Origin of the sequence: Bradyrhizobium sp. SZCCHNRI20481 (assembly GCF_032485055.1) — a bacterium.
Classification (GTDB): domain Bacteria; phylum Pseudomonadota; class Alphaproteobacteria; order Rhizobiales; family Xanthobacteraceae; genus Bradyrhizobium.
Window position 1 is genome coordinate 1 of record NZ_JAUEUE010000026.1, and the last position, 26,104, is coordinate 26,104.

At 67.0% G+C, this 26,104-nt stretch carries 25 protein-coding genes, 1 tRNA gene and 1 pseudogene; 9 read left to right on the top strand and 18 right to left on the bottom strand.

Going from position 1 to position 26,104, the window contains the following annotated elements:
- Window positions 1–139, top strand: a pseudogene (locus QX132_RS31600) (IS3 family transposase); the annotation flags it as partial.
- Window positions 140–268: 129 nt separating this feature from the next.
- Here the strand turns inward: QX132_RS31600 and QX132_RS31605 are convergent.
- Both QX132_RS31605 and QX132_RS31610 read right to left on the bottom strand, forming a co-directional pair.
- The gene (locus QX132_RS31605) at window positions 269–1,639 is read right to left on the bottom strand and encodes a tyrosine-type recombinase/integrase (protein WP_316163711.1); all 1,371 of its coding nucleotides are present in this window, start codon (window positions 1,637–1,639) and stop codon (window positions 269–271) included.
- 222 nt (window positions 1,640–1,861) lie between these two features.
- Window positions 1,862–1,946, bottom strand: a tRNA-Leu gene (locus tag QX132_RS31610).
- A 173-nt stretch (window positions 1,947–2,119) separates the two neighbouring features.
- On the opposite strand from QX132_RS31610, the gene QX132_RS31615 reads away from it, so the two are divergent.
- Window positions 2,120–2,653: a disulfide bond formation protein B gene (locus QX132_RS31615; RefSeq protein WP_316163712.1), complete on the top strand. Its 534-nt coding sequence runs from the start codon at window positions 2,120–2,122 to the stop codon at window positions 2,651–2,653.
- On the opposite strand, the gene QX132_RS31620 is transcribed toward QX132_RS31615, so the two are convergent.
- Both QX132_RS31620 and QX132_RS31625 read right to left on the bottom strand, forming a co-directional pair.
- The gene (locus tag QX132_RS31620) at window positions 2,650–3,735 is read right to left on the bottom strand and encodes an AbrB family transcriptional regulator (RefSeq protein WP_316163713.1); all 1,086 of its coding nucleotides are present in this window, start codon (window positions 3,733–3,735) and stop codon (window positions 2,650–2,652) included. The genes QX132_RS31615 and QX132_RS31620 overlap by 4 nt on opposite strands.
- Before the next feature lie 84 nt (window positions 3,736–3,819).
- On the bottom strand, window positions 3,820–4,128 hold the full coding sequence (locus QX132_RS31625) for a PsiF family protein (protein ID WP_316163714.1): 309 nt from the start codon (window positions 4,126–4,128) through the stop codon (window positions 3,820–3,822).
- A gap of 191 nt (window positions 4,129–4,319) precedes the next feature.
- Here QX132_RS31625 and QX132_RS31630 point away from each other — a divergent pair, with 191 nt between their 5' ends.
- The 3 genes from QX132_RS31630 to QX132_RS31640 all read left to right on the top strand — a co-directional run bounded on the left by QX132_RS31630 (window position 4,320) and on the right by QX132_RS31640 (window position 6,468).
- Complete coding sequence (locus QX132_RS31630; protein WP_315755910.1) at window positions 4,320–4,814, top strand: hypothetical protein; 495 nt, start codon at window positions 4,320–4,322, stop codon at window positions 4,812–4,814.
- A gap of 200 nt (window positions 4,815–5,014) precedes the next feature.
- A complete protein-coding gene (locus QX132_RS31635; protein ID WP_316163715.1) occupies window positions 5,015–5,800 on the top strand; it encodes a sulfite exporter TauE/SafE family protein in 786 nt (261 codons plus the stop codon).
- 5 nt (window positions 5,801–5,805) lie between these two features.
- On the top strand, window positions 5,806–6,468 hold the full coding sequence (locus QX132_RS31640) for a DsbA family protein (protein WP_316163716.1): 663 nt from the start codon (window positions 5,806–5,808) through the stop codon (window positions 6,466–6,468).
- A gap of 64 nt (window positions 6,469–6,532) precedes the next feature.
- Here the strand turns inward: QX132_RS31640 and QX132_RS31645 are convergent, their stop codons facing one another.
- From QX132_RS31645 to QX132_RS31660, 4 genes are all read right to left on the bottom strand, one after another.
- Window positions 6,533–6,739: a hypothetical protein gene (locus QX132_RS31645; RefSeq protein WP_172111383.1), complete on the bottom strand. Its 207-nt coding sequence runs from the start codon at window positions 6,737–6,739 to the stop codon at window positions 6,533–6,535.
- 91 nt (window positions 6,740–6,830) lie between these two features.
- The gene (locus QX132_RS31650; RefSeq protein WP_316163717.1) at window positions 6,831–7,652 is read right to left on the bottom strand and encodes a hypothetical protein; all 822 of its coding nucleotides are present in this window, start codon (window positions 7,650–7,652) and stop codon (window positions 6,831–6,833) included.
- Window positions 7,653–7,656: 4 nt separating this feature from the next.
- Window positions 7,657–9,006 carry a hypothetical protein gene (locus QX132_RS31655; RefSeq protein ID WP_315783198.1) on the bottom strand — a complete coding sequence of 450 codons (1,350 nt, stop codon included), beginning with the start codon at window positions 9,004–9,006 and terminating at the stop codon, window positions 7,657–7,659.
- 156 nt (window positions 9,007–9,162) lie between these two features.
- Window positions 9,163–10,230, bottom strand: coding sequence for a phospholipase (locus tag QX132_RS31660; RefSeq protein WP_316163718.1), 1,068 nt, complete (start codon window positions 10,228–10,230; stop codon window positions 9,163–9,165).
- A 345-nt stretch (window positions 10,231–10,575) separates the two neighbouring features.
- Here QX132_RS31660 and QX132_RS31665 point away from each other — a divergent pair, with 345 nt between their 5' ends.
- Window positions 10,576–12,510 (top strand): calcium-binding protein, encoded by a 1,935-nt coding sequence (locus tag QX132_RS31665; protein ID WP_316163719.1) that lies wholly within the window; start codon window positions 10,576–10,578, stop codon window positions 12,508–12,510.
- A gap of 19 nt (window positions 12,511–12,529) precedes the next feature.
- Here the strand turns inward: QX132_RS31665 and QX132_RS31670 are convergent, their stop codons facing one another.
- The 9 genes from QX132_RS31670 to QX132_RS31710 form a co-directional block, all read right to left on the bottom strand.
- A complete protein-coding gene (locus tag QX132_RS31670) occupies window positions 12,530–13,501 on the bottom strand; it encodes a S1C family serine protease (protein ID WP_315716217.1) in 972 nt (323 codons plus the stop codon).
- Between the two features lie 159 nt (window positions 13,502–13,660).
- Window positions 13,661–13,966: a hypothetical protein gene (locus QX132_RS31675; RefSeq protein WP_316163720.1), complete on the bottom strand. Its 306-nt coding sequence runs from the start codon at window positions 13,964–13,966 to the stop codon at window positions 13,661–13,663.
- Window positions 13,950–15,053: a hypothetical protein gene (locus QX132_RS31680; RefSeq protein ID WP_316163721.1), complete on the bottom strand. Its 1,104-nt coding sequence runs from the start codon at window positions 15,051–15,053 to the stop codon at window positions 13,950–13,952. The genes QX132_RS31675 and QX132_RS31680 overlap by 17 nt, the downstream gene beginning before the upstream one ends.
- On the bottom strand, window positions 15,050–15,493 hold the full coding sequence (locus QX132_RS31685) for a DUF4383 domain-containing protein (RefSeq protein ID WP_316163722.1): 444 nt from the start codon (window positions 15,491–15,493) through the stop codon (window positions 15,050–15,052). Before QX132_RS31685 ends, QX132_RS31680 begins: the two co-directional genes overlap by 4 nt.
- The gene (locus tag QX132_RS31690) at window positions 15,490–16,935 is read right to left on the bottom strand and encodes an FAD-binding oxidoreductase (protein ID WP_316163723.1); all 1,446 of its coding nucleotides are present in this window, start codon (window positions 16,933–16,935) and stop codon (window positions 15,490–15,492) included. The genes QX132_RS31685 and QX132_RS31690 overlap by 4 nt, the downstream gene beginning before the upstream one ends.
- A gap of 69 nt (window positions 16,936–17,004) precedes the next feature.
- Complete coding sequence (locus tag QX132_RS31695; RefSeq protein ID WP_316163724.1) at window positions 17,005–18,522, bottom strand: AMP-binding protein; 1,518 nt, start codon at window positions 18,520–18,522, stop codon at window positions 17,005–17,007.
- A 69-nt stretch (window positions 18,523–18,591) separates the two neighbouring features.
- Entirely contained in the window at window positions 18,592–18,975 is a 384-nt protein-coding gene (locus QX132_RS31700) for a hypothetical protein (RefSeq protein ID WP_315812412.1), read from the bottom strand.
- A 130-nt stretch (window positions 18,976–19,105) separates the two neighbouring features.
- Window positions 19,106–19,276, bottom strand: a complete 171-nt coding sequence (locus QX132_RS31705) for a Flp family type IVb pilin (protein ID WP_315736183.1) — start codon at window positions 19,274–19,276, stop codon at window positions 19,106–19,108.
- Window positions 19,277–19,437: 161 nt separating this feature from the next.
- Window positions 19,438–20,985 (bottom strand): winged helix-turn-helix domain-containing protein, encoded by a 1,548-nt coding sequence (locus QX132_RS31710; RefSeq protein WP_316163757.1) that lies wholly within the window; start codon window positions 20,983–20,985, stop codon window positions 19,438–19,440.
- 155 nt (window positions 20,986–21,140) lie between these two features.
- Here QX132_RS31710 and QX132_RS31715 point away from each other — a divergent pair, with 155 nt between their 5' ends.
- Window positions 21,141–22,190 carry an alpha/beta hydrolase gene (locus tag QX132_RS31715; RefSeq protein WP_315783013.1) on the top strand — a complete coding sequence of 350 codons (1,050 nt, stop codon included), beginning with the start codon at window positions 21,141–21,143 and terminating at the stop codon, window positions 22,188–22,190.
- Window positions 22,191–22,201: 11 nt separating this feature from the next.
- Here the strand turns inward: QX132_RS31715 and QX132_RS31720 are convergent, their stop codons facing one another.
- Window positions 22,202–22,774, bottom strand: a complete 573-nt coding sequence (locus QX132_RS31720) for a GNAT family N-acetyltransferase (RefSeq protein WP_315736185.1) — start codon at window positions 22,772–22,774, stop codon at window positions 22,202–22,204.
- Window positions 22,775–23,098: 324 nt separating this feature from the next.
- Here QX132_RS31720 and QX132_RS31725 point away from each other — a divergent pair, with 324 nt between their 5' ends.
- Window positions 23,099–24,610 carry a hypothetical protein gene (locus QX132_RS31725; RefSeq protein ID WP_315783017.1) on the top strand — a complete coding sequence of 504 codons (1,512 nt, stop codon included), beginning with the start codon at window positions 23,099–23,101 and terminating at the stop codon, window positions 24,608–24,610.
- Window positions 24,607–26,103, top strand: a complete 1,497-nt coding sequence (locus QX132_RS31730; protein WP_316163725.1) for a hypothetical protein — start codon at window positions 24,607–24,609, stop codon at window positions 26,101–26,103. Before QX132_RS31725 ends, QX132_RS31730 begins: the two co-directional genes overlap by 4 nt.
- Window position 26,104: the final 1 nt, after the last annotated feature.

The window sequence follows — 26,104 nt, forward strand, 5'->3', positions numbered from 1 at the left end:
GCCATCCGAGTTCGCCGCCACCTGCAATCCGCGTCGGGATCTGGCGCTGCGCTATGCCGAGAGCTCCGCGCCAGCTCGCGCCGCTACGACCGCCCAGATGGGCACATCAAACCGCCCGAACGAACTCAGATCTGGATAAAACTTGGGGGCAAGGTCAGGAGAGCTCGGTTATGAGGAAGGCAGGCCAGTTTTGACCCAGCAGTTTGCTGAAAACTGATCTTTGCCAGGGATCGAACGGCGGCATCAACCGCGCACGAAGATACGTGACTCAGCCCGGCGTGCCGCGCTTGATCGGCATCACCTTCTTGGGATCGAGCCAGTGGTCGATACGATCAGCCCAATGCTGCATCAGCTTCGTGCGCGAGCCGATCAGCGCGAGCGGTCCGTGCTTCTTGTAGAGCCCTTCCACGGTCGAACTATCGAGATGCGCGAGCTGCAGCTCGACGACATCGCCATCCCATGCCTTGGCCTCGTTGATCTCTTCGTGGTGAGACAGGGTCGAGAAGGTGGTCCGGAATCCGTGGGCGCAATGATCAGTCTTGGTGTCAATGCCAAGCAGCCGCAAGCGCTTGTTGAGCGTGTTGTTCGATAGCGGGGCATCCTTTGAGCAGGAAAAAACATACTGGCGATGGCCGGTCAGCTTTTGGACACTCCGCAGGATTGCGAGTGCCTGTCGTGACAAGGGCACGACATGGTCCCAGCCGGTCTTCATTTTGGTGGCTGGAATAGTCCAGCGTTCAGTGTCCCAATCGACCTCGCTCCACTCCATTTCATTGACCATGCCGGGGCGGGGAATGGTCAGCGCATCGAAGCGCAAGGCAAGGCCAACAATGTCGCCAAACCTCCCTCTCGCCCAGGGTGCGCTGATGAGCTTGAAGACGCGCGTCACGTCGCGTGGTTCGGTTACGCCGGGACGCGGCGTCGAAATGTTGGCAATCAGCTTCCCATTCAGATTGCGGAATGGATTGTAGCCGTCGCCTTCGACGTCGGCATAGTCACAGATTTGCGCACCGAGGCTGCGCACGCGGTCGCGGGTTTCCAGCTTTCCCTTGGCTTCGTATGAACGCAGGAAAGCGAGCACGTCCGGACGCTTGATGTCCTGCCTGCACAGCTTGCCAAAGCGGGCCTTGACGTAGCGGACGCGCAGCTCAAGGACCTCGATTGTCTTTGGGTCGCGCACCGCAACGATTCTGCCGCGCTTGACTTTCTCCATCTTTTTCTTCGCGAGCCACTCGTCAGCCCATTGCCCGAAAGGTCGAGCGGCCGCTTGCCTGTGCTTATCGAGCTGTTTCTCGGTGCTCGGGTCTTTGCCGTCCTTGAGCAGGTGCTTGGCCTTGTCGCGCTCGTGACGTGCGTCGGCGAGCGAGAACGTGCCGTTCTTTCCGTTGCCGTAAGGCCCGATGGAGTAGGTTTTCTGGCGACCGGAGAAGCGGTAGGCCATCCGCCAGAGCTTGGAGGCAGCATGGCCGGGTTTATTGTCGTCGGGTGTGACGAAGAGGTAGAGACCGCCGCCGGTTACATCGGAAATCTTGGCGGCACCCCACGCGCCATTGTCGAATCTCGGTTGGGCAGCGCGGCAGTCGACGTCGGTTCTGATCTGCTTGGGATTGACGCACGCGACATCGTTCTTGCGGGTCATCTGCTCCATTCCTTCGTTCGGAATAGCGAAAGTCGCCGTGAACGTTTGTTCTCCCGATACCAACACGATACCAACAAAAATACCAACAAATCGGGCGGCTGGGATCGGGCGAGAACAAACGGTGATGAACGCCAATGTGCGCGGAAAGGCCCACTTTTCAAGGGGTTCCGAGCAGAGCGCGAACTGTTGCGGACGATTTAGAACGGGCTTGAACAGCCTAGTTGGTGCCCCTGGCCGGAATCGAACCAGCACTCCTTGCGGAACTCGATTTTGAGTCGAGCGCGTCTACCAGTTCCGCCACAGGGGCATTCGCCGGGCCTGTGCAGGAACCATAGCGAAGCGGGCGGACTATAGCGGGCGGCCGGGCCGGGTCAACCCGCACGGACGTGATGGGCGCGCATCTCGACAGCTTTCGCTGGCCGGAGTAGGAGCCGGGACGGCCCGGCATGGGACCGGATGCAGCCCCGTTCGGGAGGACCGATGACCAATACGTCTGTGATGGCCCGCCCCGCGGCGGGAGCCATGAGCCCGGCGGTGGCGGCGGCGTTGCTTGCGGCCGGCATCGCGGCGGCGACCCTGGCCGGCGCCTGGTACATGCAGCTGGTCTGGGGCCTGCAGCCCTGCGAGCTCTGCCTGAAGCAGCGCTGGGCCTATTATGCGATCGTGCCGCTCGGGCTGCTGATCGCGCTCGCCGCCAAAGGCGGCGCGCCGCGCGCGCTGGTGCTCGCCGGGGTCGGCGTGGTGGCGCTGGCCGCACTCGGCAATGCCGGGCTCGGCGTCTATCACTCCGGCGTCGAATGGGGCTTCTGGCCGGGGCCGACCGAATGCACCGGGCCGATCGGCAATCTCGGCAGCGCCGGCAACCTCTTGGAGCGGCTCGACAGCGTCAAGGTCGTACGCTGCGACGAGGTGCAATTCCGCTTCCTCGGCCTGTCGCTCGCCGGTTACAGCGTGCTGATCTCGCTCGCCATCGCCGCCATCGCGGGCTGGGGCATCGCCCGGAAGCGCGCCTAGTCGTCGACGTCCTCCTGCGGCCGTCCGAACAGATGGACGATGCCGGGGGTGGCGATGGTGACGAACACGAAGCGCGACAGGTGATGCGCGCCGACGAAGATCGGGTCGATGTGCAGCGTCAACGCCAGCGCCATCATCGCGTCCATGGCGCCGGGCGCGAACGCGACAATGGTGTCGGAAAAGCGCACATGCGTTACCAGCACGATCACGGTGACGAACAGCGCCGAGATCGCCACCGCGATCGCGAACGAGCCCAGCGCAGCCCTGATATGGCCGACCAGGGTCTTCATCCGCATCCGGGCGAAGCGGCTGCCGATCAGGGCGCCGATGCCGACCAGCGCCACGCCGCGCATCCATTCCGGCAGGCCGCCCTCGACGAGGCCGGTGCCGTGTAGGACGCCGCTGGCGACCATCGCGCCGAACAGCCAGCTCGCCGGAAACCTGATCAGCTGCATCAGCATCGCCGCGACCAGCGAGGCCACCAGCAGTGCGAGCAGGCCGAGCGGCGAGGCGACGCTCTGGCCGAGCGAGATCGGCGCGGCCGGTGCGACGCCCGCCACCGCCAGCACCAGCGGCAGCGCCGCGGTCAGGATGATCACCCGAAGCGTCTGCACCACGGCGATCGCCGGCAGGTCGGCACCGCGCTCGACCGCGAGCATCGTGATCTGCGACAGCGCACCGGGACTGCCGGCGAGCAGCGCCGAGGTGCGGTCCCAGCCATGGACGCGCTGCAGATAGAGGCTGGAGCCGAAGGTCGAGCAGAACGTCGCGAGCGCCAGGAGGCCGATGGTCACCGGATAGGCGCTGACATGGTTGATCAGCTCGCGCGAGACCACGGCGCCGATCGAGATGCCGAGCAGCAGCAGCACGGTCTGGGTCAGGATCGGCGGCATCGCCAGCGGGCGGCCGGCGATTGCGGCGATCGCGGTCGCGATCATCGCGCCGGAGATCAGCCCGCCGGGCAGATGGGCGACGAGGAAGATCAGGCCGCCGGCGGTGCCGAGCACGAGGGTCTCGATCGCGCTCAGGGTCTTGGCGCGGCTCGGCAGGTCAAAGGGGAGGGAGGAGATGATCTGGCGCACGGCGCCTTATGCCAAAAGCTGCCTGCGCGAACAATTCCCGCCGCTGCGCAGGCGCCATGCGCGCATGCACCCCGCAGGTGCCGATCATTTCGACTTCTCCGGCGTCGGCGCGGGAGCGGGCACGGGTGTCGCCGCGGCGGCCGCCGCCTTGTCGCGCTTGCAGGCCGAGCGGAATTTGCCGCGTGCTTTGCCCTTCAGCCCCTGCTCGTCAGCCTCCTTGGAGCAGGCAACGGAAATCGTCCGCCGCGCCGCCTTGTCCAGGCTGGCGAACTTGTCGGTGGCGGCATCGGGCCGCGCCGGCAGCGTCAATCCGGGCTGCGAGCAGGCGGGGCCGGCGGTCCACAGGGTGGCAATTGCGATGGCCGCAATCGCCGCCCGGGCAGTGAATCTCATGCTGAAGTCCTCGAACGAAAGGCACGGCGCGATGTCCGGCGATGCTGAACCCGCAGTGAATGGAATGAGCCGGATCGCCGCGCGACGCAAATTATATTTTCGCGCGGCCACGCTCCCGCCTGCTTTGTCGGTCGCGGGCGTCTCGCTAGAATTAGCGTCCCATTCCATCATGCTCCACAGGGAGATCGAGGATGAGTTTTCACGCAAAATCATTGGTTGCTTCGTCACTCGCTACGCTGGCCGTGATCGGGCTCGCGACGTTCGCCGCCGCCCCGGCGAAGGCGCTGACCGCGCAGGAATGCAGCGCCAAGTACAAGCAGGCGAAGGAGGCCGGCACGCTGGGCGGCCAGAAGTGGAACGACTTCCGCAAGGCCCAGTGCGGCAGCGATGCCGCCGCGGCCGCGGCTCCGGCGGCTCCGGCCGCGCCTGCCGCCGAGGCCAAGCCGGCCAAGGCGGCGAAATCCGAAGCCAAGGAGGCCGCTCCCGCGCCGACCGGTCCCGCCGTGTTCCCCAACGCGGTGGACCCGAAATACGCCAAGGAGAAGCCCGGCAAGGCGCGGCTGCAGACCTGCGTCGATCAGTACAATGCCAACAAGGCGACCAACGCCAATGGCGGCCTGAAGTGGATCCAGAAGGGCGGCGGCTACTACAGCGAATGCACCAAGAAGCTGAAGGGCGCTGCCTGATCCGGGCTGACGAGACGTTGCCGGCGGCCGGGGGCATCATGCGTCCGGCCGACGCTTTCGACGCCGCGCATCGCCGCGAGACCGCGGCCGGGCTCGGATCGGCGCCGGTCGCGCGGCGGTTCGCAGCGGTGGCGGCGGCATTGCTGCTCCGGTGATTTTGGGGCTTGCCTTCCTGTGCGGGAAATGACCCTGCTCTCGCCATGATCTCTGCTGTCCAAGGTGTGCTCAGCCTGTTTTGCGGCGCGATGGTCGGGTTCTCGCTCGGCCTCGTCGGCGGCGGCGGCTCGGTGCTCGCGGTGCCGCTGATGGTCTATGTCGTCGGCGTGCCCGAGCCGCACATCGCGATCGGCTCGAGCGCGATCGCGGTCGCCACCAACGCGGCCATCAATCTCGCCAATCATGCGCGCGGCGGCACCGTGATCTGGCCGATCGCGGCGCTGTTCGCAACGGCGGGCATCGTCGGCGCCTTCATCGGCTCGCTGCTCGGCAAGATGGTCGACGGCCAGAAGCTGCTGGCGCTGTTCGCGCTGGTGATGATGGTCATCGCCATGCTGATGCTGAAGACGCGCGCCCGCATCGGCACCCCCGATGTGAAGATGAGCATGGCCAACGTCCCGGCGGTCGTCGGCTTCGGCCTCGCCACCGGCACGCTGTCCGGTTTCTTCGGCATCGGCGGCGGCTTCCTGATCGTGCCGGCGCTGATGGCTGCGACGGGCATGCCGATCATGAATGCGGTCAGCTCGTCGCTGGTCGCGGTGACGACCTTCGGGCTCACCACCGCGGCGAGCTATGCCTGGTCCGGGCTCGTCGCCTGGGATCTCGCCGGACTGTTCATCGCTGGCGGAATCGCCGGAGGTCTTGCCGGCACACACCTGGCGCGCCATCTCTCCGAACGGCGCGGCGCACTGAACGTGGTGTTTTCGATCGTGATCGCAGTGGTGGCGCTGTACATGCTGACGCGCAGCCTGCTGCATATCTGGAGCTGACCTCAATGAAGTGCGTCCCCTCGACTGCGATCACCTCCGCCAGCAGCCGGCGTGACGTGTTGACGCTTCTTGGCGCCGGCGCGGCGCTTTCCTTGTGGCCCCGCGACAGTCACGCCGAGGATGCCGACGAGCCCGACGAGGGCGCGGTGCTGCGCGACCCCGACGCGCCGGTGCTCGGCAATCCTTCGGGCGACATCACGATCGTCGAATGGTTCGACTACAATTGCCCGTATTGCCGCAAGCTCGATCCCGAACTGCAGCAGGTCATCCACGATGATGGCAAGGTGCGCTGGGTGCTGAAGGAGTGGCCGATTCTCGGGCCGACTTCGGTAACTGCCGCGCGGATGGCGCTGGCCTGCAAATATCAGGACAAATATGCGAAGGCGCATGAGGCGCTGATCGGCGTCAGCTCGAAGCTCACCGAGCCGCGCATCGACGAGTTGCTCGCGGGAGCAGGCGTCGACGTCGACCGCGCCAAGCGCGACCTCGCCGCCAACGCCAAGGCCATCGACGACATGCTGGCGCGCAACGACAAGCAGGCGCGCGGCTTGCGTTTCCGCGGTACGCCGTCCTTCATCGTCGGCAAGTTCAGGGTGCCCGGCGTGCTGACCATGGCGCAGTTCGAGCAGGTCATCGCCGACGCGCGCAAGGCCAAGGCGGCCAACTGATTGGCAAAGCAAAGGCGCCTCGACCAACGGCCGAGACGCCTTGAAAACAGCAGCGTCGTGCGCGTTACTTCGACGAGATGCGAACCCAATCGTCATGCGCGCGGGTCTTGAGTGAATTCCAGCTATCCGCCGCGACGTCCCAGTTCACGATGGTCCGGCGCGTCTGCGCGGTCGGCCCGTTGGCGACCTCGGAGGTTTGCATCGAATCATGGATGTAGACGCCGAACCCCAGGATGAGGGCCCCCAGGATCATTCCCACGAATGTCCGCATGTCATGTTCTCCAGTGTGACGGCCAACAACGCCGTGGTCGAAACTTGGTTCCGCGCTCGCCGCGGTCCCGGTCCGCCGCGATCAGAACATCCTAACTGCGCGATTTTTCAGGCCGCGATTCCGGCAGCGAGGTGACGAGATTGAGTGTTTTCATCTCGTCGGGCTTGAACGTGAACAGCTGGTCATGCGGCGTCTCCATCGCATGCACCCAGACCTTCAGATCGATGCCCATCTCGGCGAGGTGGCGCTGGCATCGCGCCGAGATGTTCTGCGCAAGGCTCATGTCGTCGCCGGACCTCACGGCGGTCCCGGACGTGGGGGCTGCGGCGATCTGATGCACGCCGATGATCGCCCGCTCGCCGGCCCGGCGCTCGAGACCGCCGGCGAACACCAGCGGGCACGACGAGGCGCAATATTTTCCCGCCTCCACTTCGGTTGCGAATTTCCGCGCGCGGATCAGTCGCCCCATCGCCAGCGCGTCGGCGACGGAGCCGCCGGGCGAGTTCAGCACGATCGTCCTGATATATTCGCCATGACGTTCGACTGCGTCCGCAAAGCTGCGCGCGCTGCCGGGTGTGATCGTGCCGGTCGCGAACAGCCGGCCGCCGCCGCGCAGCTCGAACTGAATCGGCTGCTGCAAGGCACGATCGCCCTGCGGCAGCGGCATCAGCCGCTTCATCAGGGGCGCCAGCAAGGATGGTGACTCGGCCGGCAGGTCCGGCGCCTCGCGCCGAATGTCGAGCTGAGGCGGGGCTGCATCCGATGGCACCTGCGGAGCATTCAACTCGAGCAGGTCCGCCGCGAGAACCGCGACGGTGACGACGAGAACGCTGCGGAAGACCCAACGCAGAATGCTCTCGTCGGGATTGCCCGCGAGCCAGGCATGGACGCGTCGGTTCAGCGCCGAAGCCACGGGACTACTTTCCGATTCGTGCCGACGACAGCGACGTCACGTTCTCATCCGCCGCGGCCGGCGCCGGCTCAATGGCCGGTGCAGCAGGCGCCTCCGTGGGCGCTTCGGCTGGCCGGCGCTCGGCCGCCCGCCTGGCGTCCTCGACCTCGCGCGCAATCTGCAATGCGGTGACGAGATCGGCGGCCGTCAGGCTGGAGGCGCTCACGGCGGGCAGGCCCTCGCGGCGGATGGCGGCATGGACGACGCAGAGGATCAGCACCAGCACCGCCGGCATCAGGTCGATCGAGATCGCGCCCGCCCAGCTCGGGATGAAATCGCCGGCGTAGCGCAGCACGGCTTCGGCCGGCGACAGCGTCTGGAAGCGGGTCGGCTCGATGCGCGGCAGCGCCAGGATCTTGTCGGCGGCGTCGGCGAGCGAGGCGGCCTGCGTGGCGATCGCGCCTTCCACCTTGCCGACGACGGCGGTCTGGCGCTCGGCCAGGTCGCCGCTGCGTCCGCCTGCGGCGGGCGCGATGAAACCGGCGGACAGCGAGGCCGCGGCGCGCCTCACCGCAGGTGCCACCGAGGTCTGCTGCAGATTGGCGATCACGCCCATCAGGTTCAACGACTCCGTGGCGAAGGCATCGCTGCGCGTTGCGATCGGGCCGCGGTCGGAGATCAGCTCGCGCATCTTGGCGAGGCTCTTGCCGCCCTGCTCGTAGAGAGCAGAGACGCGCTTGCCGGACTCCTGGACCTGCTGGCCCAGTCCGTCGAGCTGCGTCGACATCTGCGCGAGAAGCTGGACCACGGTGCCCGATCCGGAGGTGCCGGTCAGCGAGCCCGCGCGTTCGGCGTCCGCCAGCTTGGCGAAGCGGGAGGAGGCGAGCTGGATATCGGGCAGCAGGCTTTGCGCAGCGATGGCCTGGCTATTGGCCCTGTCGAGGTCGCGCGTGTAGTTCTGCACGGTGATGGCGAGATGCTGCTGGATCGCCGCGGCGCCGGCCAGGGCAGACGCATTCAGCCAGGACGACATCGCGACGATCATCAGCGAGCCCAGCAGCATGCAGCCGGCCATCATCAAACGCCCCATCGCGCTGGTGACGTGCGGCATGAACTGCATCATGAACACCCAGAAGGCGTAGATGCCGACTGAGACCGCGACGGAGTAGATGACCGCCGCAAAGAACACCGTGGTTGGACTGCCGTTGAGCAGCTCGCGGACGCCAAGATAGGTGTAGACGCCGGCGGCCAGCGCCAGGATCGCGGTCGTGAGCTTCAGCGTCACCTCGAGACGGTTGACGCCATTGGCAAGCACGACGGAGGTGGAGGAGCGGGCGGACGAGACTTGCGCGACGGACGCGGCAGGCGAGGGCATCAGCGGCGAGGGCATGAGCAGACCTTCGGCGGCGTCATGGCCGCCCGTGTGCAGCGCCCCCGCTGTATGACCGAGCAGGATCAATGCGGACAAAATCCGCCGACATTGTGTCGGCGGCATTGCCGATCAGCCATGTCGTAGCAAGGAGAGGCAAGCTCAGCGCAACAGCCAGCGCAGCAGCTCGACATTGGCCTCGCGCGGATAGCAATGGCTGAGATCGTCGATCTCGCGATAGGCGACGTTGGCGCCGGCCTTGGCCAGGGCGTCGGCCGTATGCCGCGCGATCTCGACCGGGAACATCCAGTCGAGCCGGCCGTGCACGATCTGGATCGGCAGGCCGCGCAGACGGTCCCGGTCGGCGATCTCGGCCATCAGCGGATGGAACGTCGCGGCCACCGGCGCAAGATGCGTGAACGGCGAGCCTGCGGCCAATCCGCTGACGTAGCAGAACGTGCCGCCGTCGCTCATCCCGGTCAGGAGCATGCGGGCGGGATCGATCGCGACGCGACTGCGGACGAGGTCGAGAATGCGCAGGAGGTTCGGCGTATCGGCGTCGTCGCCCATCAGCGCCCAGGTCGGTCCTGCCGCGGTGGGGGCGACCAGGATGGCGCCGAGGCTGCGCGCGGCGCGCAGCCAGCTCCAGAGAAAGTCGCGGCCGTTGCCGCTGCCGCCATGCAGCGCCATGACCAGCGGCCAAGCCCTGTCCGCCGTGTAGTATTCCGGCACATACAGCGAAAAGCCGCCGCGATTGCCGATCTCGTTATGGTCGTGAAACACTGTGTCCTTGCCTGCAGAGGACGCGGCCAGCAACTGGCGCAGCCCGTTGTCGCCATCGACGGCGGGATCGAGGAAGAATTCGCTCAGCGGCGGCAGCGTCGCTGCCAGTGGAAACAGCGCCTCGAGTGCGCGTGGCAATTGACGAAGGGCCCTGAACACATCGACCAGGTCGCCCTCACCGCGCTGAACGGCGCGCAGGCCGGCAAACGACATCAGCGCGGCGTCCGCCGCGGTGTCGAAGGCGATACGGATATGGGCGAAGTCCGCCGGCCACGACGTGAGATGAATCCGCGCCGTGTGCAGCGTCCGCTCGGGATCGCCGACATCAGCCATCACGCGATCGAAATCCGGCGGGTTCAGGTAGCGTGCAACGTGGGACAGGGCTTCGAGCGTCTGCAGCAGTGGCGGCAACACGATGAGAATGTCATCCACCACGGCATCCGTCATGCAGGTCTCCTTGGTACGCGGGTCTGGCCGTCTCGTCTGCTTGCCGGCGAGCGCTGTCATGCAACGCAAAATCGGACGTCCGGGCAATGACCATTTTCCGAACGCGTGTTCGCTCCGCGAAGCCACAATCTCGCGATGCGGCTCCTGCAAGTCAACACAGCGCGGAGGCTGCCATCGCGCGCGGCAGGTGAGTCGCGCGCGAATACACGCGGAGACGATAGTTGGTTGACAAAATTCGGGCGCGATGTCGCACTTGGTGAGAGCCGGCGGCGCAGCGGAGGGTTCCTCGTGGATCTCCGCCCTGGGTCAAAACTGCCGATCGGTTGCCGAGGGGGGATTCGCATCATGACCAAGTCGCCGTCGGCCGCGTTGATCAACGCGGTGCTCGCCATGGACGTCTACAACAGAGGCGTCAACCCGACGCTTGTGGTCAATTTCAACCGTATCGGGAGCTATGAGCTGGTGGCGGCGAGCGTGACCTCGACCGCCGACAATTTCGAGGCCGCGACCTATCAGCTCGCGGGCGATCCATCGACACGGATCATTTCGTTTCGCGGCACCGACAGTCTCGCCGACGTGCCGTCGTGGCTTGGCGGCGCTGGTCTGACCGGCTGGCCGACGCAGTTCCCGGATGCGGAAGCCTACTACAAGACATGGGCGACATCGAACGTCTCGCTGACCGGCCATTCGTTGGGCGGCGGACTTGCCGGCTACATCGCTGCGCTCAACGACAAGGTGGTCTACGCCTACGACGCGATGCCGTTCGAGTTCGCCGCCGAGGTCCGTTACGATCAGCTGCACGGCTTCTGGGGCGCGCTGACGTCGCACCCCGTCGAGCGCTATTCCGACATCCACATGGTCTCCGTCGCCGGCGAGATCCTGCAATATGTCCGAGCCGCGGCGCCCGTGCTGGAAGCGCCCCTGGCGTTGCTGCAGCTCGGACCGGTCGCCGGCGCGCTCGCCATCGCACATGCTGCGATCGGCATCTCGTCCGAGCAGAAGACCGTGCTCGGCGCGGGCACGGATCTCGGTCTGGATCCGGTCAGCCTGCACTCGATCGCGCTGCTGACGATGATGCAATGGGCGAGTGACAACGGTGCCCAGGATTGGAAGAAGGCGGCGGCTGTGCTGCTGGCGCCGCTGCAGGATGACGCGATTGCTTCGGCCGTCGGCATTCCCGCGGCCGGTGTGAGCGGGGAAGGCGCGCCGTCCGACAAGATGAAGGACATGATCGCCTATTCGACGGTGACCGACGCCAGCGGCTACGGCAACAGCGCCGTGCAGGCCCTGTTCAACGGCGGCGGCGTGCTCGGCAACAGCGTCAGCGCCGACAATGCGGCGACTTACCTGAAGAACGGCGGGGTCGAGAAGGCGCTGGCCGAGATCGTGGTCGAGTATTCGGCGCTGCTGGCGCAGAACCATGACGAGGTGATGTCGACGACGCCCGGCCTGATCGGCCACGAGCACGGCATCCTCTATCAGGACACGGCCAAGAACCTGCTGGTCGCCGACCTGTCATCCGATCTGTGGTCGCGCTGGGACACGGGATCGGCGGTCGACATCCTGGGCAAGGTCGCGCTCATCGATGCCGTCGCCAGCTTCGACGGCGAGGATGCTGGCCTGATCGACATGGCGATCGGCGTGCTCTGGGGCGGCAAGACCGACAATCTCGACTGGCTCAGCGCAGCCTTGAGCGACGCGGCGACAACGGTGACGATCGATCCAGTGTCGGGCGCGACCATTGCTGCAACCGATGGTGCGCTGCTGATCGCGGGCGGCGGCAACGACATGCTGTTCGGGACCGCCAACGACGATCTGCTGATCGGCGGTCTGGGCAGTGACGTGCTGCAGGGCGGGGCCGGCGACAACATCCTGGTTGGCGGCGTCGGCGCCACCTATGTCTACGCGCCCGGTGACGGCAACGACGTCATCATCAATGGCGTCGCGTCGCTGGCGAAGCCGACCGGCACGCTCGATTTCGGCACCGCCTATACGGCCGACAATTTCTGGTTCGTCAAATCGGGCAACGATCTCGAGATCGACATTCTCGGCACCCATCAGCAGGTCACGGTGGCCGACTGGTTCCTTGGCGGCTCCTATCAGCTGCAGGAGATCAAGGCCGGAGGCCTCGAGATCGATACGCACGTTTCGCAGCTCGTGCAGGCCATGGCGACCTACGCCCAGGCGCATCCGGGTTTCGATCCCACAGTGGCATCACAGTTGCCGACGGATGCGCAGCTGCACGACCAGATCGCGGCGGCCTGGCACGTCAACGCGTGAGCGCAGGCCCGCGGCCGCCTCAGTGCAGCCGCGGGGCCTTGAGCAGCTTGGCGCGGTCGGTCGAGGCGATCGTGACGTCGAAGGTGACGCCTTCATGGTGCACCGTCAGCGGCACGTCGACGCCGGCTGCGCCGAGCGCCCAGAGCTTGCGATAGAACTCGCTCTGGCTTGTCACCTTGTCGCCGTTGATCCCGAGGATCACGTCGCCCGCCTTGAGCTCGGCGCGGGCCGCGGGACCGTTGTCGGAGACGCCGATCACGACGACGCGATCGTCGACCTCGGTCGCGTACATGCCGAGCCAGGGGCGCGCCGGCTTGTTGACGCGGCCGAAGCGCCTGAGATCATCGATGATCGGCTTCAACAGATCGATCGGCACGATCATGTTGACGTGCTCGTCCTTGCTGTCGCGCTCGCGCTCCAGCTGCAGCGACCCGATGCCGATCAGCTCGCCCTTGGCCGAGAGCAGGCCGGTGCCGCCCCAATTCGGATGGGCGGGGTGGGTGAAGATCGCCTCGTCCAGCAGATATTCCCAATAGCCGGCGAATTCCTGCTTGGCGATGATCTGGCTCGCGACCGATCGCGTCCGCCCACCGGCGCCGCCGAGCACGACATGATCGCCGACCTTGGTAGCGGCCGACGAGCCGAGCGGCAGCGCCGGCAGGTCAAGCGACCCGAGCGCCTGTACCAGGCCGAAGCCGGTGGTGAAGTCGAAGCCGAGCACATGACCTTCGACCACGCGTCCGTCATTGGGGTGCAGCCAGACGGATTCGGCCTCGGTGATCAGGTAGCCGATGGTCAGCACCAGCCCGTCGTCGATGACGACGGCATTGCCGGCGCGCTCGGTCCCCAGCGTTTCCGCGCTGAAGGCGTCGGACGGAATGATGGCATGCAGGCCCACGATCGAGGACAGGGCTTGATCAAGATCATATTGATAGTCTTCGGCGCGAGGCTGGAAGGCGGATGGCACTTTCCATTCGGTCAAAGAAGGCATTTCGTTCTCCTGCTCTGTCGATACCCCCGGGTGCATCGACCAAGCTTCTGCTTCGTGTCGCGTGACGGCCACAGCGTGAACGCGAGCTTAACATCTTTGGGCGTCGGCGCCAGTTCCGAGGGCTCCGCGTTCGCGCGAGGAGGAACTGCGCTTCACCGACTACCCGCGGCCGCAGCCCCTGCCGATCAGGGGCCAGACCAGCCACGCGCCGGCGGCGTAGAGGCTGCCGACCGTGGCGGCTCCCGTTCTGGCCGCGAGGTGGAAACGCCCGGCGTCGAGCAAGGCTCCATCGGCGGTAACGATCGCGGGGATCACACGGTCTGGCGGACCGAACACGACCACCGCATCCGGCTTGATCACCAGCGCCATGGCAGCCATGCCCGCAAACCAGGCGAAGGCAACTGCCAGCACGCCCTTCACTGGAACGGCGCGGGATCGGGGATGCTGGTCAATAGTCGTAAGCATGCTCGAACGTATATCCCGCGGCTTCGAAACGGGTGATGTCCTGAACCAGTGACCGGACCGGCACGTCGACACCGATGCGACGGGCACCGGGACGGGACTGGATCGGCACGCTGAATATAGGCAGCCCGTCGAAAGCTGCCAGCCGTCCGTCTCCGGGCGGGACCACGATCGTGACCAGGATACGATGGTTGCCTGCGATTTCGCCGAGCGAAGCACCGTCATGACGGCCGAGCTCCTTGGCGAAGGCATCGAACTTGGCGTAGCGCTGGGTCTCCACCAGCACGCCCTTCGCGCCCTTGGCGTCCGTGACCTCGCGGATCACCTTCACTCCCGGAATGACTGCAAGCTCGGCGGCGGGCAGGCCGGTGACGACGCTCTGGATGGTCAGCACGGCCGGATCGTAGCCCGCCGCATAGCCGATGACGGCCGCATAGGCGGCGCGCCCTGCATATTGCAGGCTGAGCGAAACGCGCCGCTCCATCGCGCGGAACGACGGCACGAACGGCGTCTCGCGCCAAAACTCACCGAGCTTGGCGGCGAAGGGATACCGATACCAGGGTGTCTGGTACAGGAACGCCGCGTAGTCCTTCAACAGGGCAAGGTTGAAGGCGTCCTCTGCCGTCTTGACGCCGTTCGTGGTCTCCCAGCTGATCGCTCCGATGCTCTTCTCGTAAGCGCCCTGTAGCGCCATCTCGGCGGTGAAGCTGAAGCCGATGATGTAGTTCGTCAGCTTCTGCTCCGAGGTGGCGGGTCCGGAGCCCGCGGCCTGCCGCGTGGCGCGGCACAGGCTGCGCCAGAAGCCGGAGATGCTCGACAAATAGTGGAAGTCCGATTCCGATGCCTGCCCGGTCACCGCAGCGAGGTCGGCATAGGCGTGGACGATGTACCATTCCGGAAAGGTCAGGAAGCTGTCACCCTGCGATCGCGCATAAGCGGGATCGGTGATGCCGAACTCCGAGGTCACGGCGGGGGTCGGTACGTCGGCGACGCAGACCGTCTCGACGCTGATCGCGGTGGCGGCGATGCCGATCGCGGCGGCCGCGACGAGGGCGCCGGCGAGATATAGCGCTTTGCGACGCAGGCTCATGCGACGGCGGCCTGCGTGCGCCACGGCGACCAGCCGACAGCGATGCCGATCGCGCCGAGTGCGAGATGCGGCAGGCTGGAGAGAACCTTCACCAGCCACGAGGTGTTGCGGATGCCGTCGATCACGATCGAGAGGTCGAGATAGCCGGAGCCGGTGAACACGCCCATCACGCCGTCGAGGAAGTACAGCGTGCCGAACACGCGCAGGAAGAACACCGCGCTGCGGCGGGTCAGCATCGCGGCCAGCGCCCACAGGCCGGAGACGACATGCAGCGCATCCTTGTAGATGTCGAGCTGGAACAGGCCGAACACGCGGCCCTGCGCATCGATGAAGGCCGGGATGTAGTCGGTCGCGGCGGCGAACAGGAGCGCCATGGCGAGCGCCAGCGCGGCGATGCGGTAGCGGTCAAATGCGAAGCCGTCTGCTGCTGATGTATTCATGCGAAGTAGGCGTCCCACATCGCGTTGCGGAACAGGAGGTTCGGATCATACTGCCGCTTGGCGGCGACGAAGCGCGCGGCCGCCGGATAGGCCTTCTCGACCTGGTCGCGGCGGGTGTGCAGACGATAGGGCAGATAGAACGCGCCGCCAATCGCGGTGATGCGGTCGATCAGCGCCTCCGTCGTCCGCAGCATGTCGATCTCGCCTTCGGGCGAAGTGGCCTGTGAGAACGACATCACGGCCGCGATGCGGCGTACCGGCGCGATCGTGAGCGCGGGTGTCCTGTCCTCGGCGACGTAGCGCAGGGTGACGTTGAGGAATTCGGCGCGCGCCTTGGGAATGATCTCGCGGCAGGCGGCGAGGAAGTCGCCGAACCGCTCCGGCGCCACGAAATATTCATGCAGGATGTCGGTGCGGTGCATGTCCTTCTGCGCCAGATTGGCGACCGGCTCGGCCATCAACGAGTTGCGGGTGTAGCGGCTGTCGGAGATGGCGGGGCCGAGCCGCGTCTCCATGAACCAGCGCAGGCCCTTGGCGACCTCCCAGCCGGTCTGGGCGCGATAGATCGTGTTGGCGACGCCGGTGAGCTTGCCGGAGCTCACTGCCGCGGGCAGGGTCGCGGGGGCATCGGGGGCGGGTCGGAAGGTGACGAGCAGGGCGTCGTCGAAGAACGCCTTGCGCGACACCGACATCCGGCCATAGGCCATCTTCACATTGGCGTCGCCGTCGATGCTCTGCGTGAACTTCGCCGCGAACGTCTCCGGCGCCATGCGCTCGAAGCGCGGCTCGAGCAGCAGGTTCGGCACCATCTCGACCTCGAGATCGACGATGATGCCGAACAGGCCGTAGCCGCCCATCGCAAGGCCGAACAGCTCGGCATTCTCGTTGCGCGAGCACTGCACCAAGGTGCCGTCGGCAAGCAGCATGCGGATCGACTTCACCGTGGAGCCGAACGGGCCGTACGGCACCGGCCAGCCATGGGCATTGACGCAGAACGTGCTGCCGACGCCAAAATCGCTGTTCGACTGCATCACCGCCGGCGAGAAGCCTTTGGGATCGAGCGCGGCGATCACGTCCCACCAGCGGTTGCCGGCCGCGGTCCGATAGGTCTTCGCCGCCGTGTCGAGCTCGATCGCGCCGCCGTCGAGCGTGATCGCGGTGCCGTCGCGCGGCAGGCTCTGGCCGCCCATCGAATGCCGGGCCACGGCCGCGGTCACCGGGCGTTTCGCGGCCGCAGCCTCCTTCAGCTCGGCGCGCAGCCGCGCGATCAGATCGTCGGTCGCGGGCTTGCTGATCACCACGTGTCTGGCGACCGGCGTCGGGTTGAGCCGGCTGGCATCGTTGAGGATGGTGCGCAGCTCGGCACGCGCCCGCGGCATCCGCGCAAAGGGCAGCGCCGCGGCCGTACCCGCGGCGCACAGAAACCGTCGTCTCGACATCATGGCGCGGACTCTCCTTCCCTTCACGGAGTCTACGCCAGCATCGTAAACGTTCGAAAAATTTCCGTGCCGTCAGTCTGCTGCCGGTCGCGCCCGCGTGGGCACGAGACGGAAGTCGCAGCCATCCTTCATCCACTCGGCGCGCTCGTCGCGCAGCAAGGTGCGGCGGACCTTGCCGGAATCGTCGCGCAGCATGACGTCGACCAGCTCGTAGCTTTCCGGGTGCTTGTAGCGGCTGAGCCGGTCGGCGAGGAATGCACCCATGCCGTCGACGATGGCTTGCGCGTCCTTGGCCCGGTCGATCTCCACGATCGCATGCACGCGCTGGCCGAGCTCCGGATCGGGCAGGCCGACCACGACGCAGGAGCGGATGTCGGGATGCGCCATCAGCGCCGCCTCGACCTCGGCCGGATAGATGTTGGCGCCGCCGCGCAGGATCATGTCGGCGAGGCGGTCGCCGAGATAGAGGTAGCCGTCGGCATCGAGCCGGCCGATGTCGCCGAGCGACTCCCAGCCGTCGGCGCGCCGTTTCGGCTCGGCGCCGAGATAGTGATAGGTGCTGCCGGCGCCATCAGCGGGAAGAAAGTAGATCTCGCCGCTCTCGCCGGGCGCGACATCGTTGCCGTCGGGACCAAGGATGCGCAGTTTGCAGGACTCGTCGATCCTGCCGACCGAGCCCTTGTGCTGCAGCCATTCGGTGCCGGAGATGATGGTGCGGCCCTGGCGCTCGGTGCCGCCATAGAGCTCATGGACGCGCTCGGGCCCGAGCCACTCGATCCATCTTTCCTTGAGCCATGGCGGCATCGGCGCGGCCATGTGGAACACCATCTTCAGGCTCGATACGTCGTAGCTGTTGCGGACCGCCTCCGGCAGCGCCCAGATCCGGTGCATCATCGTCGGCACGAAGTTGACCCACTGGATGCGCTGCGCCTGGATCAGCCGCAGCGTCTCCTCGGCGTCGAACTTCACCATCCCGGTCAGGCTGCCGCCGGCGAACAGCGCGTAATGCGACACGATGAAGGGCGCGTTGTGATAGAGCGGGCCGGGATTGAGCAGCGATGCGCCCTTCGGAATTCCGAGCGGCGGCTCGGCGGCGGTGTCGGTCACCGCGGGCTGGTGGTCGAGGATCACCTTCGGCCGCCCAGTCGAGCCGCCCGAGGTCATCGCCTTCCAATAGCGTGACACCGGCGCGGTGAGCGGCGCGTCCGAAAATCCTTCGGGCGTGAAATCGGCCGGCAGCGCGTTCGGCGCGTTCCAGTCGGCCTCACCACCGACCACCAGCGACGGCTTGAGGATCTCGAGCACCGCGGCGGCCTCGCCGCGCGGCAGACGCCACGACAGCGACGTCGGCGTCGCGCCGCACTTCCACACCGCGAAGCTGGTCTCGAACAGCGCATTGCCGTTGGGCAAGCCGATCGCGACGAAGTCGCCTGGCTTGACGCCCTTGGCCGCGAAGGCGCGCGCACGCGCATTGGCGCGGCGCTCGAGCTGCTCCCAGGTCAGCGTATCGGTCCCGTGCCGGAGCGCGACGCTGTCCCTGGGTTTGCGCTCCGCATACCAGCGCGGTACGTCGGCCATCGGAATCAGCATCCATTCCTCCACATCGTCGGCGCTTTGCCTGCGCACGTCGTTCTTGGTCCGCGGCTCGGGCCGCCGACGTCAGTGACGAGAGCTGTTGTGCCTCAACCCAACGGGTGCGTCCATACGCGCACGCCGCAAGGTTTCGGATGGCAGTTCTGCAAAATGGCGCTCGTAGGCGCGGGCGAATGAGATGCCGGAAGCCGTGACGCACGGCGAGGTGATAATTCCGTCACGCGGATCGTGAGATGATTGAGGTCGCGCCGCGCGATTGAACTTGATCGCCCAATCGATGATGCAGGCGGGAACAGAGTTAGGCGTCAGCGCGTCCGGATACGTTGATGCCGGCTCTGTGCCGAGGAATGCGAGCAGCACGCCGGGATCCATGCCCATTGCCGGATCGGCGCCGAGTCCTGCCGGCGCTGCACGAATGCCTGCGAGCAGGCTGGACGCAGCACGACGCACTTATGCTGCGCGCTCCATCGAAGAATGGAACTATATCAAAAGACAAAGGCCGGGCGCGAGGCCCGGCCAGTCCGACCATGGCGACCGGATTGCTCCGATCCTGAGAACGCCATTGCAGACAATCGATCGATCAGCCGCCGTTCAGCTTCGTGGTCAGGGTCGTGAAGATGCCTTCCAGGGTCAGTCCGAGCTTGTTGAGTATGGTGATGATCGCGAGCGCGATGCCGGCCGCAATCAGGCCGTACTCGATCGCGGTTGCGCCCGATTCATCCTCGTAAAATTTGAGAAGCAATTTCCTCATCAATTCCCCTCCGCCGTCCGGCAAATGGCCGCCGGGACGATCTCCGCAAAATTACGGAATGGAACCTAAGGTAGTGTGAACGAGGTCCAGCCAAGTTTCGCAACTTTGCCGTTCATGTCGAAAATTTCAGTTGCAGCAGGGTCCGCTGCACGCGAACGGGATCACGGCGGCACCCCGGCTGCGCGCAGCGCCTCCGCATAGGTTGTGGCGAGCATTCCGGCCGGAAACGGGATCCGTTTGAGGAACCCGGACACGGTGAGATCCGGTTCGAGGCTCAGAAGCTGACGCGCGACCTCGCCGGCGCGCGACATCTCACCGGTCCCGACCAGGGCCACGATCAGGACGCGGAGCGCCACGGCGAAACGGCGGTTCTGCGCCAGCGCGATCTCGGCCCATCGAATGGCGCCTGCGAGATCGTCCTCCGCCACCGCGCAGATCGCCAGCGCTCCGGCTGCGAACCAGCCCCGTGGATCGCGCGGGTTCAGCCGCCGAGCCCGTTCGATCATCGCGTGGCCCGTCGCCGGCTGTCCGGCCATGATCTCGATCCACCCGCTCAAGGTCAGCGCCATGGCCGAGTTGGGGTTGATGGCAAGCGAGCGCCTGAACAGCTCCCGTGCCGGGGCGATGTCCTCGGCCATGTTCCAGATCGCGAAGGCCGCCATCCACAGCACCTGCGCGTCGCTGGGCGCACGCTCGCACGCCTGCCACGCCCGCGCGACGGCGGCCGTACGATAGGTCTCGTCCGGCGCGCTCCAGCCCTGGAAATGGCGCAGCGCCTGACAATAGGCCCAAGCCGCCATCGCGGGCGCGCAGGCGGGATCGATCGCCAGCGCCTGGTCGAGACAGGCGACCGCCGCCGCGAGGCTGTCGGGCGTGAAGGCGTCGCGCAGGCTGGCGGCGCGCAGCAGCAGATCGTAGGCGTCCGGATGCAGCGGCGGCGTGGCGCGCCGCCGCTCGCCTTCCGCCAGCTCGAGCGTCGGCTCGATCGCCGCCACGATGCTTTCGGTGATGCGGTCCTGCAGCGCGAACACATCGTCCAGCTGGCCGTCGAAGCGCTCCGCCCACAGATGTGCGCCGGACGCCGCATCGATCAGCTGTCCGTTGATGCGCAGGCGGGACCCTGCGCGGCGCACGCTGCCTTCGAGAACGTAACCGACGCCGAGCTCGCGTCCGACCGCACGGATATCGACGGCCTTGCCCTTGTAGATGAAGGAGGAGTTGCGGGCGATCACGGCGAGGCCGCTGCAGCGGGACAGCGCGGTGATGATGTCCTCGGCCATCCCATCGGCGAAATAGTCCTGCTCGTGATCGCCGCTCATGTTGGTGAAGGGCAGCACGGCGATAGCGGGGCCGTCGAAGGCGGGTGCGGCCGATACGGCCGGCGTCTGCACTGCGTCCGCCTGTTCATGGACTTCCCCGACGAAGCGGACGCCCTTGCGCGGAATGGTGCGGATCAGGCGCTGCGCCTCGCCGCTGTCGCCGATCGCGCTCCGCGCGGCGCTGATGCGGCTCGCCAGCGTCGCCTCGGAGACGATGCGGCCGCCCCACACCTCGGCGAGGATGTCGTCGCGGCTGACGACGCGGTCGCGCGTCCTGATCAGGAACGCGAGCAGGTCGAACACCTGCGGTTCCATCGCAACCAGGTCGTCGCCGCGGCGCAGCTCGCGGCGGCCGGGATCGAGCACGAAATCGTCGAAGCAATACACCACATGCACCGCCCTGGCCGCCGCGGCAGCCGGTTTCACCCTCGCGTCACGCGATCCGCAAAATCAAGCCGGCCTCAAGGAAAAATCAATGCCTCCTCCAAGCGCCGCGCGGATGCATGGCGCACAAGGGCCGCACATCGGAACCAGGAGCCTCCGCCATGCCGACCGTTCTTTACCCCGACCGCCGCCGTTTCCTCACCCTTGCCGGAACCGCCGTTGCGACCTTTCAACTCGGCTCCAGCGCTGGGCAGGCGCAAAGCTTCAAGGCGGCGACGAAGCTGCCGGCGATCCGGCCGGGGGCGGGGACGTCGCTCGGACCGATCAAGCAGGTCACGGCCGGCGAGATCAGCATCGGCTATGCCGAGACAGGTCCGGCCGACGGTCCCGTCGTCATCCTGCTGCACGGCTGGCCGTACGACATCCACAGCTTCGCCGACGTCGCGCCGGCGCTGGCCGCGTCCGGCCATCGCGTCATCATTCCGCATCTGCGCGGCTACGGCACGACGCGGCTGCTGTCGCCGACCGCGTTGCGCAGCGGCCAGCCGGTCGCCGTCGCCGCCGACATCGTCGCGCTGATGGACGCGCTCGCGATCAGGACCGCGACCCTCGCCGGCTATGACTGGGGCGCGCGCACCGCCAACATCATCGCGGCGCTGTGGCCGGAGCGGTGCAGGGCGATGGTCTCGGTCAGCGGCTATCTGATCGGCAGCCAGCAGGCCGGCCGCATGCCGTTGCCGCCGGCCGCCGAGCTGCAATGGTGGTACCAGTTCTACTTCGCGACCGAGCGCGGCCGCGAGGGCTACGACAAGAACCGGCGCGACTTCGCCAGGCTGATCTGGCAGACGGCCTCGCCGAAATGGGCGTTCGACGACGCCACCTTCGCGCGCAGCGCCGCCGCCTTCGACAATCCCGATCACGTCGACATCGTCGTGCACAACTATCGCTGGCGGCTCGGCCTCGCGCAGGGCGAGGCGAAATATGATGCGCTGGAGGCGAAGCTCGCGACCTTTCCTGACATCACCGTGCCCACCATCACGATGGAGGGCGATGCCAACGGCGCGCCGCATCCAGCGCCCGAAGCCTATGCCAGGAAGTTCACCGGCCGCTACGAGCACCGGCTGATCACCGGCGGCATCGGCCACAACTTGCCGCAGGAGGCGCCGCAAGCGTTTGCGCAGGCGGTGCTCGACGTGACGGCGAGCGCGTAGCGCCGACGATCTCAGGCGGGAGCGCGTTGCTTCCCTTGACGTTGCAGCCACGTCTCCCGCCGCACGATCCATTGCTCGGAGCGGGTCTCGCCATTGTGGTGCGCGACCTCGATGAAGCCGACGAACTCGGCGCCCGTCTTCTGCTTGACTCGCCGTGACGCGACATTGGTCGCGACGTTGCAGACGGTGAACTGATCGAGGCCGAGCGGACCGAAGGCGAAGTCGTTCACGGCGGCGATCGCCTCGCTCATCAGTCCCCGATTCCAATAGGGCTCGGCGAGCCAGAAGCCGCGATGGCCCTTCACCGACTTCATGCGCGGCCGGAAGTGAATGTTGCCGATGGCCTCGCCGTCACTGTCGCGCAGCACCAGCACCCATTGATAGAGCTCCTCGCCGGCTGCGATCCTGTCGAGCTGCAGCCTGACGAAGGTCTCGGCGCCGTCGGGAGGATAGGGCCACGGCACGACGGCCGCGAGGTTGCGGATCACGTTCCAGTTGTCGAACTGACGCTGGATCGCCGGCGCATCGGCGAGGGCCAGCGGCCGCAGGATCAGACGGGCGGTATGCAACGTGGGCGTGAGCATGACGCCATGCTGTCGTTTACCAAGCTCGTTTGCAAGCCGGGGTTGCTACGCCGTCTAACTCGCATGTCATTGATAATTCGCATCGCGCTCCGCCATTAAGGTTGCCAGGAACTTTCACGCCCGGACTGGAGCCCGATACTTCCACAACGTTGCATTGCAGTGCATGAATCGAGCACACGCAACCTGCGCGAATGCAGCGCGCGTACAACCGTCGCAGGAAACTGCGCCGGCTCGGGCTCAGGGTTGCGCCCGAACGTCAACCATTCGCTTGCCGCGAGATCATCACGCAGATCTTGGGCTGGCGCGATTCGGGGTGTCGTGGACATGAAGCGCAAAGCGGCGGATCGTCAGTTACGTCGTCTGCGGGCGGAGCAGAGCTTCGATCCGCGCACATGGCGCGATCGGCAGCTCGGCCGGGCCGTGCCGTTCTACGGCTCGCAGCTGTTCCAGCTCGGCTGCCCGCCGCTGGCGTCGTTCATCGCCGCGTTCCTCGGCTGCCTGATGACCCTGCATCTGAGTGCAGCCGGGCTGTCGCCGCTGATTGCCTCGGCGGCGGCGGCTTTGCTGCTGTGCGCCTCGCTGATCCTGACACGGACCGCGGATCTGGTGCCGAGCACGTTCTTCTCGTCGGCCTATGGCGGCAGCTTCGTCGGCATGACTCCCGTGGCGCTGTTGAACGCCAGCGTCATTCGCGCCGGCCTGCCGCTCGACGCCGCCTTCGTTCTGCTCTCGCTGTTCTGTGGACTGATGTTCTGTCTGGGCTGCGCGCTCGACATGTGGCTGCGCGGCGGGCTCGCGCGCGGTTATGGCGGACGACTGGGCGCGCTGGCGGCGGTCGCTTCGTTCCTGTTCGTCGGTCTGGCGCCGCTGCTCGGCGCCGAGGGCGAGCTGTTTCCGATCGCGCGTCGCGGCGCCCTGGAGCAGGGGCTCGGCGGCATCGCGCTCACCTTCGCGTTGTGCTCGGTCGGCATGCTGGCGACGATGGCCGCCTTGCGCTGGGCGCCCGTGGCAGGGTCGCGCCGCGCGGTGCGCATCTTCGTTGCGGCGACCGTGGCCTTTGCCGGCCTCGTGGTGCTGCAGCTCCTGCCCAGCGACGCCCCCGATCTCGACGCCTATTCTGCCGGTTGCTTCGTCGGCATGTCGTCGTCGCGGCGGCTGCGCAGCCTGCTGCAGGCGATGGCCGCGGCGGTGCTGCTGACGGCTCTGCTGATCCTCACCGGTCCCATCCTGCCGAGCGTCGGCGGCAGCCTCGGATACATCGCCTTCGTCTCGGTCATCTTCGTGGATGCTGCGGTCCGGCTGTTCGTCGAGGCAGGGGAATCGCCGTGGCAGACCGCCCTCGCCTGGACGCGGGGGCTCGTCGCCACACTCGCTATCTTCGCGGTGCTGCTCTCCAGCGAGCTGATGTTTCAGCGGCCGGTGGCGGAGCCCAACGGTCCGTTCGTGAACGCGGACGGGGCCGCTGCGCCGGCGCGGACCACGATGCCCTCACGTGACGAGGATCGGCGCGACGGCATGGTGCCCGGCGAGCCGGCCTCGGCCGCTGCCACAGCGCCGGATCTGCCGCTTCAGATCCTGGATCCGCAGGGCGCCAATCCGCTCGCCGCGCGGCGCCCGAGTGAGCCGTCCCAGCAGTCCGCGTCGCCGGCCTCCGCAGGGCCGTCCCGGCGGATCGCTCGCGACGGTCAGGCCGTGGGCGTCCTAGCTGCGCCGCCGAAGCGCCACCAGACGCGTGTGGTGCCGCACACGACGGCGCGACCGCGCATCGTGGCCCGCCATGAGGTGCAGCCCGCGCCGGAGTGGCGGCCGGACCCGTCGACGTTGGCGGGGCCGTGACAGCGGACCGCGATGGCGCGCTCGACCAGTCGTCCGAGCCCGGCTCTCGCCGCTGGCCGCGCCGGTTGCTGAATGTCGTGCCGCTGGCCTCGTTCGCCGGTGCCTTTCTCGGCTGTCTGGCGACGCTGCACCTGAGCACGTCGGGTCTGCCCCCGGCGCTCGCGTCGGTCACCGCCACCCTGCTGCTCTGCGCCGGCCTGATCACGGCAAGAACCAGAGATCTGCTGCCGACGACCTTCTCCTCCTCGGTCTATGGCGGCAGCTTCAGCGGGATGACGCCGATCGTTGCGTTGAGCGAAAGCGTGGCGCGGTCGGGGCTTCCGGTCGACAGGTCCTTCCTGCTGCTGTCGCTGTTCTGCGGCCTCGTGTTCTGCAGCGTCTGCGCGCTCGAAATGCGGCTGCGCGTCGTGCTGTTGCGCGGCTATGGCGGGCGCTTCGGCGCGCTCGCGGCGATCGGCTCGTTTCTGTTCCTCAGTCTCGCGCCGCTGCTCGGCGCCGATGGCGTGCCGTTGCGCGTCGCCAGCCTTCAGGGCTTCGATAAGGGTCTCAATCATTCGGTGCTCATGCTGGCGCTGTGCGGCGTCGGAATGGTCGCAACGATGTTCGCGCTGAGGCTGCCGCAGGTCGCGGCCGCAGGGCGGCCGGCGCGCATCTTCGTCTCGGCAGCACTGGCCTGTGCCGGTCTCGTCATCCTGCAGCAGCTCGTGCCGGACGATGCCCGCCTGTCCGACGCGTATTTTGCCGGTTGTTTCGTCGGCATGTCGTCGCCGCAGCGTTTGCACGGCGTGGTCCAGCCGCTGGTCGCCGCGGTGGCGCTGACCGCGTTGCTGGTCCAGGCGGCGGCGATCCTGCCCAGCGTGGGCGGCAGCCTCGGCTTCGCGGCCTTTGTCGCGGTGGTCGGCGTCGATGCCGGGCGCCGGATGATCAGCAGCGCCGCGCTGCCGCGCGAGCGTCCTGCGCCGATCTCGCTCGGCAGAAGCCTCGCCGCCGCACTCGCGATTGCGGGCGTGCTGCTGCCGAATGACATGTTCCAGTCGGGGCCGGTCGAGGAGACCACGGGATCGATCGTGCGAGCGGAGACGCCGTCTCAAGCTGCGCCCGCCGTTCAGGCCGAGCCTGTTGCGGCCGAGCCGGCCGCGGCGGCAGTCCCAATCGAAATGCCCGCCGATGCGCCGCCGGCCGCCGAGACGACATCCGACATGGTCCGTCCGGTCGCTCCGCCGGTGCCGAGCGAGCCGCCGCGGCGGCGCCGCGCCAGCCGGCCCGCGGTCGTTGCTCCGCAATCGCGTCCGATCGATCCCGAACCCTGGCGCATCATTCGTGACGGAGAATGGGCGGGTGCGGCGACAACGACGACCAGCCTTCCGCCGGCTCGCGCCAAGCGCAGCCAGGCTCGCGCTCCCGGATCGGCGCCGGCTCCGCCGCGCGCCGCGCCACGGCCGCGGACACTCCGGGTGCAGGACCCGCAGCCCTCGGCGTCGGAACCGCGCTGAG

Excerpts from the sequence above, each read along its gene's own strand:
- QX132_RS31605 (WP_316163711.1), bottom strand. The coding sequence starts at position 1,639 with ATGACCCGCAAGAACGATGTCGCGTGCGTCAATCCCAAGCAGATCAGA.
- QX132_RS31615 (WP_316163712.1), top strand. The coding sequence starts at position 2,120 with ATGACCAATACGTCTGTGATGGCCCGCCCCGCGGCGGGAGCCATGAGC.
- QX132_RS31625 (WP_316163714.1), bottom strand. The coding sequence starts at position 4,128 with ATGAGATTCACTGCCCGGGCGGCGATTGCGGCCATCGCAATTGCCACC.
- QX132_RS31630 (WP_315755910.1), top strand. The coding sequence starts at position 4,320 with ATGAGTTTTCACGCAAAATCATTGGTTGCTTCGTCACTCGCTACGCTG.
- QX132_RS31635 (WP_316163715.1), top strand. The coding sequence starts at position 5,015 with ATGATCTCTGCTGTCCAAGGTGTGCTCAGCCTGTTTTGCGGCGCGATG.
- QX132_RS31640 (WP_316163716.1), top strand. The coding sequence starts at position 5,806 with ATGAAGTGCGTCCCCTCGACTGCGATCACCTCCGCCAGCAGCCGGCGT.
- QX132_RS31645 (WP_172111383.1), bottom strand. The coding sequence starts at position 6,739 with ATGCGGACATTCGTGGGAATGATCCTGGGGGCCCTCATCCTGGGGTTC.
- QX132_RS31655 (WP_315783198.1), bottom strand. The coding sequence starts at position 9,006 with ATGCCCTCGCCTGCCGCGTCCGTCGCGCAAGTCTCGTCCGCCCGCTCC.
- QX132_RS31660 (WP_316163718.1), bottom strand. The coding sequence starts at position 10,230 with ATGACGGATGCCGTGGTGGATGACATTCTCATCGTGTTGCCGCCACTG.
- QX132_RS31665 (WP_316163719.1), top strand. The coding sequence starts at position 10,576 with ATGACCAAGTCGCCGTCGGCCGCGTTGATCAACGCGGTGCTCGCCATG.
- QX132_RS31670 (WP_315716217.1), bottom strand. The coding sequence starts at position 13,501 with ATGCCTTCTTTGACCGAATGGAAAGTGCCATCCGCCTTCCAGCCTCGC.
- QX132_RS31675 (WP_316163720.1), bottom strand. The coding sequence starts at position 13,966 with ATGCTTACGACTATTGACCAGCATCCCCGATCCCGCGCCGTTCCAGTG.
- QX132_RS31680 (WP_316163721.1), bottom strand. The coding sequence starts at position 15,053 with ATGAGCCTGCGTCGCAAAGCGCTATATCTCGCCGGCGCCCTCGTCGCG.
- QX132_RS31685 (WP_316163722.1), bottom strand. The coding sequence starts at position 15,493 with ATGAATACATCAGCAGCAGACGGCTTCGCATTTGACCGCTACCGCATC.
- QX132_RS31690 (WP_316163723.1), bottom strand. The coding sequence starts at position 16,935 with ATGATGTCGAGACGACGGTTTCTGTGCGCCGCGGGTACGGCCGCGGCG.
- QX132_RS31695 (WP_316163724.1), bottom strand. The coding sequence starts at position 18,522 with ATGCTGATTCCGATGGCCGACGTACCGCGCTGGTATGCGGAGCGCAAA.
- QX132_RS31705 (WP_315736183.1), bottom strand. The coding sequence starts at position 19,276 with ATGAGGAAATTGCTTCTCAAATTTTACGAGGATGAATCGGGCGCAACC.
- QX132_RS31715 (WP_315783013.1), top strand. The coding sequence starts at position 21,141 with ATGCCGACCGTTCTTTACCCCGACCGCCGCCGTTTCCTCACCCTTGCC.
- QX132_RS31720 (WP_315736185.1), bottom strand. The coding sequence starts at position 22,774 with ATGCTCACGCCCACGTTGCATACCGCCCGTCTGATCCTGCGGCCGCTG.
- QX132_RS31725 (WP_315783017.1), top strand. The coding sequence starts at position 23,099 with ATGAAGCGCAAAGCGGCGGATCGTCAGTTACGTCGTCTGCGGGCGGAG.